At 63.0% G+C, this 12,654-nt stretch carries 10 protein-coding genes; 4 read left to right on the top strand and 6 right to left on the bottom strand.

The features are described 5' to 3' along the window. Window positions 1-71: 71 nt before the first annotated feature. Complete coding sequence (gene dnaE / locus CFE42_RS16375; protein WP_004631033.1) at window positions 72-3,590, top strand: DNA polymerase III subunit alpha; 3,519 nt, start codon at window positions 72-74, stop codon at window positions 3,588-3,590. On the opposite strand, the gene CFE42_RS16380 is transcribed toward dnaE, so the two are convergent. Next, a complete protein-coding gene (locus CFE42_RS16380) occupies window positions 3,581-4,366 on the bottom strand; it encodes a glycosyltransferase family 2 protein (protein WP_004631032.1) in 786 nt (261 codons plus the stop codon). The two genes, dnaE and CFE42_RS16380, sit on opposite strands and share 10 nt — an antisense overlap. Next, entirely contained in the window at window positions 4,317-5,612 is a 1,296-nt protein-coding gene (locus tag CFE42_RS16385) for an O-antigen ligase family protein (protein WP_296158745.1), read from the bottom strand. Before CFE42_RS16385 ends, CFE42_RS16380 begins: the two co-directional genes overlap by 50 nt. A gap of 269 nt (window positions 5,613-5,881) precedes the next feature. On the opposite strand from CFE42_RS16385, the gene CFE42_RS16390 reads away from it, so the two are divergent. Genes CFE42_RS16390 through CFE42_RS16400 form a run of 3 tightly spaced genes read left to right on the top strand, consistent with a single transcriptional unit; the run spans window position 5,882 to window position 9,223 of the window. Beyond that, window positions 5,882-6,742, top strand: a complete 861-nt coding sequence (locus CFE42_RS16390; protein WP_004631030.1) for a glycosyltransferase — start codon at window positions 5,882-5,884, stop codon at window positions 6,740-6,742. A gap of 54 nt (window positions 6,743-6,796) precedes the next feature. After that, window positions 6,797-8,572 carry a lipid A export permease/ATP-binding protein MsbA gene (gene msbA, locus CFE42_RS16395; RefSeq protein WP_004631029.1) on the top strand — a complete coding sequence of 592 codons (1,776 nt, stop codon included), beginning with the start codon at window positions 6,797-6,799 and terminating at the stop codon, window positions 8,570-8,572. A 51-nt stretch (window positions 8,573-8,623) separates the two neighbouring features. Next, window positions 8,624-9,223, top strand: coding sequence for a peroxidase-related enzyme (locus tag CFE42_RS16400; protein ID WP_004631028.1), 600 nt, complete (start codon window positions 8,624-8,626; stop codon window positions 9,221-9,223). Window positions 9,224-9,255: 32 nt separating this feature from the next. Here CFE42_RS16400 and rng read toward each other — a convergent pair whose 3' ends face one another. The 4 genes from rng to rsfS all read right to left on the bottom strand — a co-directional run bounded on the left by rng (window position 9,256) and on the right by rsfS (window position 12,596). Continuing rightward, a complete protein-coding gene (gene rng / locus CFE42_RS16405; protein ID WP_004631026.1) occupies window positions 9,256-10,725 on the bottom strand; it encodes a ribonuclease G in 1,470 nt (489 codons plus the stop codon). Between the two features lie 141 nt (window positions 10,726-10,866). After that, complete coding sequence (locus CFE42_RS16410) at window positions 10,867-11,490, bottom strand: nucleoside triphosphate pyrophosphatase (protein ID WP_004631024.1); 624 nt, start codon at window positions 11,488-11,490, stop codon at window positions 10,867-10,869. Beyond that, window positions 11,487-11,957 carry a 23S rRNA (pseudouridine(1915)-N(3))-methyltransferase RlmH gene (gene rlmH / locus CFE42_RS16415; protein ID WP_004631023.1) on the bottom strand — a complete coding sequence of 157 codons (471 nt, stop codon included), beginning with the start codon at window positions 11,955-11,957 and terminating at the stop codon, window positions 11,487-11,489. The genes CFE42_RS16410 and rlmH overlap by 4 nt, the downstream gene beginning before the upstream one ends. Before the next feature lie 21 nt (window positions 11,958-11,978). Continuing rightward, complete coding sequence (rsfS, locus tag CFE42_RS16420; RefSeq protein ID WP_004631022.1) at window positions 11,979-12,596, bottom strand: ribosome silencing factor; 618 nt, start codon at window positions 12,594-12,596, stop codon at window positions 11,979-11,981. Window positions 12,597-12,654 lie beyond the last annotated feature (58 nt).

A 12,654-nucleotide genomic window follows, 5' to 3' on the forward strand; every position in this document is an offset into this window, starting at 1 on the left:
CGGGGTTGCTCCGGGTCAATCGGGCACGCCCGGAATGCTTTGCGGAAGGTGTCACCCGTTACAATACGCGGATGAATTCGCCGCGCTTCGTCCACCTCCGTCTCCACTCCGAATATTCCGTCGTCGATGGCAATGTCCGTCTCGACGATGCCGTCAAGGCTGCCGCCAAAGATGGCATGGGCGCCTTGGCGCTGACCGATCTCGCCAATGCCTTCGGGCTGGTGCGCTTCTACAAGGAGGCGCGCGGCAAGGGCGTGAAGCCCATCGTCGGAGCCGACGTGTGGATCACCAATCACGACGAGCGCGACAAGCCGACGCGCCTGCTGTTGCTGGTGCGTGACAAGCAGGGTTACCTGAACCTGTGCCAGTTGCTGGCCCGCGCTTGGCTCTCCAACCAGCATCGCGGCCGCGCGGAAATCGCGCCCGAGTGGTTCGACGAGCCGGGCGTTGAGAACGCGCCGCTGGCCACCGGTCTGCTGGCGCTCTCGGGCGCCATGGCGGGCGATATCGGCATGGCGCTGGCCAATGGAAACGATGCGCTGGCGCGCAAGCTCGCGACGAACTGGTCGCGCGTGTTTCCAGGCGCTTTCTACATCGAACTGCAGCGCGCCGGGCACGCCGGTACCGAGGCCTATATTCAGCAGGCCGTGAAGCTGGCCTCGGCCATGCAGTTGCCGGTGGTGGCCACGCATCCGGTGCAGTTCATGACGCCGGACGATTTCACGGCCCACGAAGCGCGCACCTGCATTGCAGAGGGCGAACTGCTTGCCAATCCGCGCCGCGCCCGTCGTTTCACGACCGAACAGTATTTCAAGACGCAGGACGAGATGTGCGCGCTGTTTGCCGACATCCCGTCCGCGCTGGCCAACTCAGTGCAGATCGCGCAGCGCTGCAACCTCAAGCTGGAACTGGGCAAGCCCAAGCTGCCGCTGTTCCCGACGCCCGACGGCATGTCGCTGGACGACTACCTCGTCCAGCTCGCCAAGGAAGGGCTGGAAAAGCGCATGGAAGTGCTGTTTCCCGACGAGGCGGTGCGCGAATCCAAGCGCGCTGAGTACTACGCCCGCCTGGAGTTCGAGACCGGCACCATCATCAAGATGGGCTTCCCCGGCTATTTCCTCATCGTTGCGGACTTCATCAACTGGGCGAAGAACAATGGCGTGCCAGTGGGGCCGGGCCGGGGTTCGGGCGCCGGCTCTCTGGTGGCGTACGCGCTGGGTATTACCGATCTGGACCCGCTCAAATACAACCTGCTGTTCGAGCGTTTCCTGAATCCGGAACGTGTGTCGATGCCCGACTTCGACATCGATTTCTGCCAGCACGGCCGCGACCGCGTCATCCAGTACGTGAAGGAAAAGTACGGCAAGGACGCCGTCTCGCAGATCGCCACCTTCGGCACCATGGCTGCCAAGGCCGCGGTGCGCGACGTGGGGCGTGTGCTGGACCTCGGCTACAACTTCGTTGACGGCGTAGCCAAGCTGATCCCGTTCAAGCCGGGCAAGCTCGTTACGCTCGAAGAGGCCAAGAAGGAAGAGCCGCTGCTGGCCGAGCGCGAGGCCAACGAAGAAGAAGTCAAACAGCTGCTGGAACTTGCGCAGCGCGTCGAAGGCATGACGCGTAACGTCGGCATGCACGCTGGCGGTGTGCTGATCGCCCCGGGCAAGTTGACCGACTTCTGCCCGCTCTACACGCAAGGCGGTGAAGATGCCGGCGTCGTCAGTCAGTACGACAAAGATGATGTGGAAGCTGTCGGCCTGGTCAAGTTCGACTTCTTGGGCCTGACCACACTCACGATCCTCGACTGGGCCGAACGCTACATCCGCATGCTCGATCCGTCCAAGGCGGATTGGAACTGCAGCCACATTCCGCTGACGGACAAGAAGGCGTTCGACATCCTGAAGACGGCCAACACGGTGGCCGTGTTCCAGCTGGAAAGCCGCGGCATGCAGGGCATGCTGAAGGACGCCAAGCCTGACCGCTTTGAGGACATCATCGCCCTCGTGGCGCTGTATCGCCCGGGCCCGATGGACCTGATCCCCAGCTTCTGCGCACGTAAGCACGGCCGCGAGAAGGTGGAGTACCCCGATCCGCGCGTCGAGCCGGTGCTCAAGGAGACCTACGGCATCATGGTCTACCAGGAGCAGGTGATGCAGATGGCGCAGATCGTGGGCGGTTACTCGCTCGGCGGCGCCGACTTGCTGCGCCGAGCGATGGGTAAGAAGAAGGCCGAAGAAATGGCCGAGCACCGCGCGCTGTTCCGTGCGGGCGCAGCCAAGGACGGGCTCTCCACCGAAAAGGCCGATGAAATCTTCGACCTGATGGAGAAGTTCGCGGGCTACGGCTTCAACAAGTCGCACGCGGCCGCGTATGCGCTGCTGGCGTATTACACGGCGTGGCTCAAGGCGCATCACCCGGCCGAATTCATGGCAGCCAACATGTCGCTGGCCATGGACGACACCGACAAGGTGAAGATCCTCTACGACGATGCCCGAGGCAAGAACGGACTGACCGTGCTGCCGCCGGATATCAACGCAAGCCAGTATCGTTTTGCACCGACCGACGCCAAGACCATCCGCTACGGCCTGGGCGGCGTGAAGGGCAGCGGCCAGGGCGCGATCGAAGACATCCTGCGTGCACGCGAAGACGGCCCGTTCAAGGACTTGTTCGACTTCTGTGAACGCGTCGACCGCCGCCAGGTCAATCGCCGCACGATCGAAGCGCTGGTGCGCGCCGGCGCCTTCGACAGCCTCAACGCTAACCGCGCGCAGCTGCTCGCTTCGATCGGCTTGGCCATGGAAGCCGCAGAGCAGAAGGCAGCCGCCGCCAACCAGGTGTCGCTGTTCGATCTGATGAGCGGCGACGATGCCGAGCAGCATCGCCCTGAACTCGTCGACGAGCCGGCCTGGTCGACCAAGCGCAAGCTGCAGGAAGAAAAGCAGGCGCTGGGTTTCTACCTTTCCGGCCACCTGTTCGATGAATGCCGTGACGAGGTGCGCCGCTTCGCACGCACGACGCTGGCCGATCTGGCGCGCGAAGTGACCGACAAGGGCAACGGGGGCGGCTACGGCAACCGCGATGCGCGCAACAAGACCGTGGCCGGCGTGATCGTAGGCCAGCGCACCCAGATGACGCAGCGCGGCAAGATGCTGATCGTGATGCTCGACGACGGCTCCGCCAGCGAAGCTACCGAGGTGACGGTCTTCAACGAAGTTTTCGAAGCGAATCGCGCGCTGTTCAAGGAAGACGAAGTGCTGATCGTTCAGGGCAGCGCCCGCCATGACATGTTCACTGGCGGCGTGCGCGTGACAGCCGAGTCGGTCATGGACATGACGCAGGCGCGCGCCAAGTTCGCGCGGGCGATCCGGCTGTCGATGAATGGCGATTCAACGGCGGCCAAGCTGCGTGATCTGCTCTCGCCGCATGTGGCGGCCGATGGCAATGGCGTCTCGGTACGCATCAACTACGTTTGTGAGCAGGCACGCTGCGAAGCGGTGCTCGGCGATGCGTGGCGCATTGTTCCGAGCGAAGCGGCGATCGCCGCGCTGCGTCAGGCGCTGGACGCAGACAATGTGGCAACCGTCTACGAATGAGCGTCTGATGCGCGCGGTTGTGCCGTCCGCGCCAGATGCCACAGCTTGATGTACTTGTAATAGCTGGCCTGCGCGTTCATGCATGCCACGCCAAAGCCTTGAGCTCCATCCAGTAGCCCCAGCTGCACGACGTAGGTACGCACGAACGCCCACACTCCATGGAAGAGGGCGCTGCTGGGCGTGGCCCGTTTGCCAGCCTGGAAGGCTTGGCGCGCTCCAGCGCTGGAATACGCTTCGATCTTGCGTAGCACGTCCGAGTAGTCGCGGTAGCTGTAGTGCAGCAGTGGATGCGCGAGCATGCCTGTGGCGCCGCTGAAGACGAGTTTCTCATGGACTAGGTCATCCGAGAATCGCGCCGCTCCGCGCCGGAATAATCGCATCACCGGGTCCGGATACCAACCCGCATGGCGGATGAATCGACCACAGAACTGCGATAGTCGTGGCATGGCGAAAACGGTTTGCGATGCCGAATGCATAGCCGCGAGGATGTCAGTGCGCAGTTGGGGCGTGATGCGTTCGTCCGCGTCGATGGACAACACCCACTCGCCCGTCGCATGGTCGAGCGCGCGGTTTTTTTGCGGGCCGAAACCTGGCCAAGTGCCATTATCCTCAATGACAATGGCACCGCGTGCGCGGGCGATGTCGCGGGTGGCATCTGTGCTGCCGGAATCGAGCACGATCACCTGATCAGCCAGATCGGCCAGCGAGGCGATGCAGTCGCCAATGTTATGCGCTTCGTTGCGCGTCAGGATGGTGGCCGTCAGTTTGCCGGACATGGTTGTGAAGAGGCTTGGTGGTCGGTGCGACGCCGGCGAGCAGTATGCCAGCCAGGAAGATCAGCAAGTGACCCTCGGGAAAATCCAACAGCAGCGAGTTTGCTGCACAGGCCGCGGCGAATGCGACAACATAACCGGCGCTGAACACGCCTTCCAGGCTCGGCGTGCGCAGGCTTGTTTGCCAGAGCTGCCACAGCAGCCACAGAAAGGCTGCAAGGCCGATGGCGCCAAGCTGCACGCTCATCATCAGGTATTCGTTGTGAGGATTCGCTGTCAGTATGCCTTGCGCTCCGGCATGGCCTGCCGTCATCTCTTGGAACTGCGATTCCACACTGCCCACGCCAGAGCCAAAGACCGGCCGCTGCGCGATCAAGTGCAGCGAGCGCTTGTAGAACTCCAGGCGCAGGCCCATTGAAGTGACTTCGCCATGATTTTCATAGTTCTGGATTTCCGTGTTGACTTCCGCCATGCGCGATGCCTTATGGTGCGACACATAGGCTAGCGCTCCGCCTGCGATGGCGATGGCGAAGCCAAGGGTCACTGCGATGCGGCCGAGCTGCAGGGGGCGACCACGGAGAAACGTCTGCCAGCTCCACAGCACCATCAGCGGCAGCACCAGCACTTGGCCTGTTCGCCCTTGCTGTATTAGGAAGAGATTAATGAGGGCCAGCGGGACGATACCCGCACACAGCGCGCGGACGCCCGCAGGCAAGCGGACACGCCCGGCCAGCGCCGGATTCTGGGGTAGCGTTGCAAGCGTCAGTGCCAGATAGACCAGCAGCGCGGTAAAGATGCCCTGGGTGATGTGGTGCTTGAACACCCAGCTCGAGCGGATCGGGTCCGGCGCGTACAACTGCCCCACATGTGTGAGCCCCAACCAGTTGGTGCATGAAAGTATCAGCACCAGCGTGAGCGATGCCAGCAGCACCAGCATGGCCAGCCTGCGCCACGCGGCGTCGTCAAATAGGATCAGGAGAAACGGCAGGTACAGTAACTTGCGGTATTTGAGCAGGATCGACATCGACTCATGCACTGGGGAAACATCCCACAGCAGGCTCATTGCCAGCAGCACGAACAGACCGGTCGCCGCCGCGGCAAGCTTGTTGTGGCGCAACGCGCCTGCCGCATCCCAGAACCGGCGACAGGTCAGCATGATGACCACCATGAGGGGCGCCAGTACATTGACGCCGGCGGTGGAGATCGGAATTAGGAACAGCGAGCAAACAGCGCACAGACGCGCCAGCATCCAACGGCTGGGCGCAAAAGACGGGAAAAATGCGGTCATCGCAACGGCGTGCAGGAATCCAGACGGGGTGGCGGATACTACGCCACGGGGCTACCTTCCGGGAGCCGACGTAGCCGGTTGTACAATACGCGATTGATTATTTTGATGGTCAATCGCCATTGCGTGCGCCCTGTGCCCGTCAGCAAGATAGCTGCACGGCACGGACGTTCAGGCCGGAGTATACCGGCAGCCGTCTGCATGCCCCGATTCGGCGGCCGACCTGTCACACTATGTTTTCCATCCTACTGCCGACCTGGAACAACCTCCCACTGCTCAAGTTGTGCGTGCACAGCATCCGCACGCATTCGGCGTACGGCCATCAGATCATCGTGCACGTCAACGATGGTTCCGACGGCACATTGGAGTGGGTGCGCGAGCAGGGTCTGGATCACACGCATTCACCGCAGAACGTCGGCATCTGCCTGGCGGTCAACGAGTCTGCCATGCTGGCCAAGCACGATTACATCGTCTTCCTGAATGACGACATGGTCTGCTGCCCTGGCTGGGATACCGCACTCGTGCGCCGTCTGGAGAAGCTGGATACCGATCTGTTCATGCTGTCCGGCTCCATGATCGAACCGGTCAACACAGGTAACCCATGTGTGGTCGTGGGCGACTACGGCCGTGATGCCGATACCTTTGATGAAGCCCGTCTGCTGGCTGACGCGCCGCGCCTGGTGCGCGGTGATTGGTATGGTGCCACGTGGCCACCGACCGTGGTGCACCGACGCTGGTGGTTCAAGCTCGGCGGCTACAGCAGCGAGCTCACGCCCGGCATGAGCAGCGATAACGATTTCTCCATGAAGCTGTGGCATGCCGGTTGCCGAATCTTCCTCGGGGTGGGCGACTCGCTGGTCTATCACTTCCAGTGCAAGTCGACCGGCAAGGTGCAGAAGAACGATGGCCGACGTCAGTTCCTCAACAAGTGGGGCCTGTCGCAGTCGACGTTCGACAAGTATTTCTTGCGTCGCGGCACGCCGGTCGGCTCCAACTGGCGATTGCCAGAGCCGGAACTGACCTCAAAGCTGCGCTGGGACTTGCGACGCAACGATCTGTCGCGGCGGCTGCGTCCCGCCGTCGACGTTCTCTGAGCTTTTAATGACACGAGGTCCGGATCGACTCCGGCTGATTTTCCCTTTGATTCTATGGCAGTGACTGATTCTTCAAACACCACAGCACCGGCGCCTCAGCCCGGCCATTTCAAGCGGTTGTGGGGCTACCTTCGCCCCGAATTGACCGCCTTCATCCTGGCAATGGTCGCCATGGGTGTGGTGGCGGCCACGGAGGGGATCATCCCCAAGGTCGTGAAGGATCTGCTGGATCAGGGTTTCGGCGGTGAGTACGCCGGCAAGCTGTGGCAGGTGCCGGCCATGCTGGTGGGTATTGCGGTGGTGCGCGGCATCGCGCAATTTGCGTCGACGTATCTGTTGAGCCTCGTATCGAACAAGGTGCTGCTGAATCTGCGGATGAAGATGTTCGAGCGCCTGCTGCAGGCGCCGGCCTCGTACTATCAGCGCAATACGGCCGCGTCGATCATCAACGCGGTCATCTTTGAAGTGAACCAGGTGCTGCAGGTGCTGACCGGCGTGTTCATCACGCTGGTGCGCGACTCGATGACGGTGCTGGCGCTGCTGATCTTCCTCTTCTATACCAACTGGCGTCTGACGCTGGTGGTGGCGGTGATCCTGCCGATCATCGGGCTGCTGATGTCGCGTATCAACCGCCGCCTGCGCTCGCTCAACCGCGAAAGCCAGAACTTGACCAACCAGGCCGCCTATGTGGTCGAAGAGGCCGTGGGCGGCTACAAGGTCGTCAAGCTGCATGGCGGCGAGGCGTATGAATCGCTGCGCTTCAATGCCATGACGAACCGCCTCCGTGGTTACGCCATGCGCGTGGCCGTGGCCGGCGGCCTGAACCAGCCGGTGACGCAGTTCCTGGCAGCGCTGGCGCTGTCTGTCATCCTGGCCATTGCCATGATGCAGGCGCAGGCCAATCAGACCACGGTCGGCGGCTTTACCGGCTTTGTGATGGCGATGCTGCTGCTGATCTCGCCGCTCAAGCACTTGACCGACGTGAATCAGCCGCTGCAGCGCGGCCTGACCGCCGCCGAATTCATCTTTGGCCTGATCGACACGCCGATCGAACCGCAAGAAGGCGGCAAGAAGATCGATCGTGCCCGCGGCGATGTCCGCTTCGACAACGTCACGTTCCGCTATGGGGAAGATGGCCGGGCGGCGCTCGATAATGTCAACCTGCACGTCAAGCCGGGCGAGGTCGTTGCGCTGGTCGGGCCATCTGGCAGCGGCAAGACCACGCTGGTGAACCTGCTGCCGCGCTTCTTCGATCCGACCTCGGGGACGATCTCGCTCGACGGCGATGCGCTGGCGGATTTGGCGCTGCACGACCTGCGCCGGCAGATCGCCTTCGTGAGCCAGGATGTGGTGCTGTTCAATGACACCATCGCCGCCAACGTCGCCTATGGCGCGCGCGACGCCTCCGAGATCGACATGGCCCGCGTGCGCCGTGCACTCGAAGCGGCCTACCTGACCGATGTGGTGGACAACCTGCCCGAGGGCATCGATACCAATGTTGGCGACAACGGCTCGAAGCTGTCCGGTGGGCAGCGCCAGCGCCTGGCAATTGCACGTGCGATCTACAAGGACGCGCCGATCCTGATCCTGGACGAAGCGACGTCCGCGCTGGATTCGGAGTCCGAACGCCAGGTGCAGGCCGCGCTCGAACGGCTGATGGAGGGCCGGACGACGCTGGTGATCGCGCACCGCCTGTCGACCATCGAAAATGCCGATCGGATCATCGTGCTCGAGCACGGCAAGATTGCCGAAGCCGGCACGCACCGCGAACTCATCGAGCGCGATGGGTTGTATGCTGGACTCCATCGCATCCAGTTCGCTACCCAGTAAGCCCTTCCTCGCGGGCGGCGTGCTCAGGATGCTCACATCAAAGGAGACATCGTGACGACCACCACGTCGCCCATCAGCCGGTTCCCCGTTCCTTCACTGGCCGACATTCCCGAAGACATCCGCGCGCGCATCCTGGAGGTGCAGGAGAAGAGCGGCTTTGTGCCGAACGTCTTCCTTGCGCTGTCGCATCGGCCCGACGAGTGCCGTGCCTTCTTCGCGTACCACGATGCGCTGATGCTGCGCGAAGGCAGCAGCCTCACCAAGGGCGAGCGCGAGATGATCGTGGTCGCCACCTCCGCTGCCAACCAGTGCCTGTATTGCGTGGTCGCGCACGGCGCCATCCTGCGCATTTACGAGAAGAATCCGCTGGTGGCCGACCAGGTGGCCGTCAATTACCGCAAGGCCGACATCACGCCGCGCCAGCGCGCCATGCTCGACTTTGCGATGAAGGTTTGCACCGCATCGCACACCGTCAACGACGCCGACTATGAAGCGCTGCGTGCGCACGGTTTCGATGATGAGGACATCTGGGACATCGCCGGCATCACCGCCTTCTTCGGCCTGTCGAATCGCATGGCGAATGTGATTTCGATGCGGCCGAACGAAGAGTTCTTCCTGCTGGGCCGTCTGCCGCGCGAGAAGAAGTCGTAGCCGTAGCCCAGCGCCGCTGGCCGGGTGTGGCGCTACATCAAGATGATGTCGTACTGCTCCTGGCTCGCCGCCGACGATTCCACCTGCAACGAAATCGGCTTGCCGATGAAATCCCCCAGCATCGCAAGGTGCTGGCTTTCTTCTTCCAGGAACAGGTCAATCACTGACTGCGACGCCAGAATGCGGAATTCGCGCGGATTGAACTGTCGCGATTCGCGCATGATCTCGCGCAGGATGTCGTAGCACACGGTGCGCGGTGTCTTGACCTGACCCTTGCCCTGGCACACCGGGCACTGCTCGCACAGCACGTGCGCAAGCGATTCCCGAGTGCGCTTGCGCGTCATCTCCACCAGCCCCAACTGCGAGAAGCTGTTGACGGTGATGCGCGTGCGGTCGCGTGACAGGGCCTTGCGCAGTTCCGCCAGCACCGCATCGCGATGCTCGGCCGACTCCATGTCGATGAAGTCGATGATGATGATGCCGCCCAGGTTGCGCAGCCGCAGTTGCCGCGCAATGGTGTGCGCGGCTTCCAGGTTGGTCTTGAAGATCGTGTCGTCGAAGTTGCGCGCGCCCACGTAGCCGCCGGTGTTGACGTCGATGGTCGTCATCGCCTCGGTCTGGTCGATCATCAGGTAGCCGCCCGATTTCAGGTCGACCCGGCGCGACAGCGCGCGCTCGACTTCCGCCTCGATGTTGTACAGGTCGAAGATTGGCCGTTCGCCGGTGTAATGCGTCAGGCGCTCGACCACGGCCGGCGTGTACTCCTGCGCAAACTCGACGAGCTTCTGATGGTTCTCGCGCGAATCGACCTGGATGCTGCGCGTTTCGTCCGTCACGAAATCGCGCAGCACGCGCTGGGCGAGGTTCAGGTCCTGGTACAGGATCGAGGGGGCGGGCAGGGTGGTTGCATTGTGGCGGATGGTCGCCCAGATCTTGCGCAGGTAAGCGACGTCGTTGGCGAGTTCTTCGTCGGTCGACTCTTCGGCGATCGTGCGCACAATGAAACCGCCGCGTTCTTCGGTGGGCACCATGGCGGTCACCCGTGCGCGCAGCGCTTCACGCTCGGCCTCATTGCCGATCTTCTGCGAGATACCGATGTGCGGGTCTTGCGGCAGATACACCAGCGTGCGGCCGGCGATGCTCACCTGGGTGGAGAGCCGTGCGCCCTTGGTGCCAATCGGATCCTTGATGACCTGCACCATCAACGCCTGGCCTTCGAAGAGCGTCTTCTCGATGGCGACCTGCGGTGTGGGCGGCGCGTCCTTCGCGTCGCGCGGGTGCCAAATGTCAGCCACATGCAAGAACGCCGCACGCTCCAGCCCGATGTCGATAAAGGCCGACTGCATGCCAGGCAGCACGCGCACCACCTTGCCAAGGTAAATGTTGCCGACCAGGCCGCGCGTCAGCGTGCGCTCGATGTGAAGCTCCTGAACGGCGGCTTGCTGGACGATAGCCACGCGCGTTTCTTGCGGCGTGATATTGACGAGAATGTCTTCGGACATGGAGAGGTACCAGGAGAGCGGGTTTCAGCACCCGCCTCTGGGCCGGACAGGGTTGCCCGAAGCGTGTCTTGAAACCGGCCCTCGCACGCTGTCCGGCGCGTGCATCGGTGGCCGGTCAGAGAGCGCGAGTTACAGCGTGATTCACAGCGTGATGCCCGCCTGTGCGAGCAGTGCGGCGGTCTCGAACAGGGGTAGACCCATGATACCCGAATAGCTTCCCGAAATATGGGCCACAAAGGCGGCTGCGCGCCCCTGGATGCCGTACGCGCCCGCCTTGCCAAAGGGCTCGCCGCTGGCGATGTAGCGGGCGATGTCGTTGTCCGTCAGCACGGCAAAGCGCACGTCCGAAACGGACAGCGCGTGCATCGGCGTGCCGTCGGCCTTGACGACGGTGACGGCGGTCAGCACGCGGTGTTCGCGCCCTGACATGCCGCGCAGCATGCGGTGGGCGTCGGCTGCGTCAGTAGGTTTGCCGAGGATCTCGCCGCCCAGGCACACCGTCGTGTCAGACGTGAGGATCGGCAAAGCGGGGAGGTTGCGTGCAGTGCGGCGACGCACAGCTGCCTGAGCCTTCAATGCGCAGACACGTTGAACGTAGTCGTCGGGCGTCTCGCCGGGGAGCTCGGCTTCCAGCCCTTCCGCATCTTCATCGTCGCTGGCGAGCAGCAGCGCGAAGCGCGCGCCGATCTGGCGCAGCAGTTCCTGTCGGCGCGGGCTTTGCGAGGCGAGATAGAGGTGAGGCGCGCCGTGTGCATCCATGGTCATACGCGGTGGTACGGGTGGTTCTGCGTGATGCTCCATGCGCGGTAGAGTTGCTCGGCCAGCAGCACACGCACCATGCCGTGGGGCAGCGTCAGGCTCGACAGGCGGATCAGCGTACGGGCTTTTGCCTTGAGTGCCGGGTCCAGCCCATCCGCGCCGCCAATCACGAACGCGATGTCGCCGCCTTCCTGTTGCCATCCGGTGAGCGATTCAGCCAGTGCGACGGTGGTGAGGTCCTTGCCCCGTTCATCCAGCGCGATCATGCGACAGCCCTTGGGCAGCGCGGCTTCAATGCGCGCCGCCTCAAGCTGCATGACGGTGGCGGCGGTGCGGCTGCCCGAGCGTTGCTCAGGCTTGATCTCGCGCAGTTCGATGCGCAGTTCGGGCGGCATGCGCTTGGCATATTCAGAGAAGCCTTCCTCGATCCAGGACGGCATCTTGTGCCCGACGGCAACGATCAGCAACTGCATGGTGAGACGGTCTGCCAGACGTTACGCCGCGCGCTTCTTGGCTGGCGCGCGCTTGGTGGCCGTCTTTGCGGCCGTCTTCGTGGCGGGCTTGCCTGTGCCGGGTGCGCGCTTGGTGGCCGGCTTCCTGGGGGCGGTCTTGGCAGGAGCCTTCTTGGCCGGTGCGGCGGCCTTGGTCGGGCGCTCACCAGCCAGCTTCGGCTTGGTGGTGCGGCGCTTGGCGGGCGTGACCTCTTCGGCCTCGTCTTCCTCGTCGTCGTAACCTTCACTGGCCTTGGGCAGGCCGCGCTTGCCGGTGCCGCCGAGTTCGATGCGCACCGGCTTGTCACCCCAGATCTCTTCGAGGTTGTAGTACAGGCGCAGCTGCGGCTGCATGATGTGGACCACGGCGTCGCCGCAGTCGACCAGCACCCATTCGCCCACGTCTTCGCCTTCCACGGCGATGATGTGGCCGCCGGCTTCCTTGACGGCGTCACGCACGGAGGCGGCGAGGGCCTTGGTCTGGCGGTTGGAGGTGCCGCTGGCAATGACCGTGCGGTCGAACAGTTCGGTCAGGTGCGTCGTATTGAAGACCTTGATGTCTTGCGCCTTGACGTCTTCGAGCGCGTCGACGATCACGCGTTGTAGTTTGCGAATATCCATACTGAGTGAGAAGAACGTTTAAAAGGCGAGAAAAAGGTCAAAAAAGCGCGTGAAGGCG

Source organism: Ralstonia sp. PBBBR1, from assembly GCF_002256165.1.
GTDB lineage: Bacteria > Pseudomonadota > Gammaproteobacteria > Burkholderiales > Burkholderiaceae > Ralstonia > Ralstonia thomasii.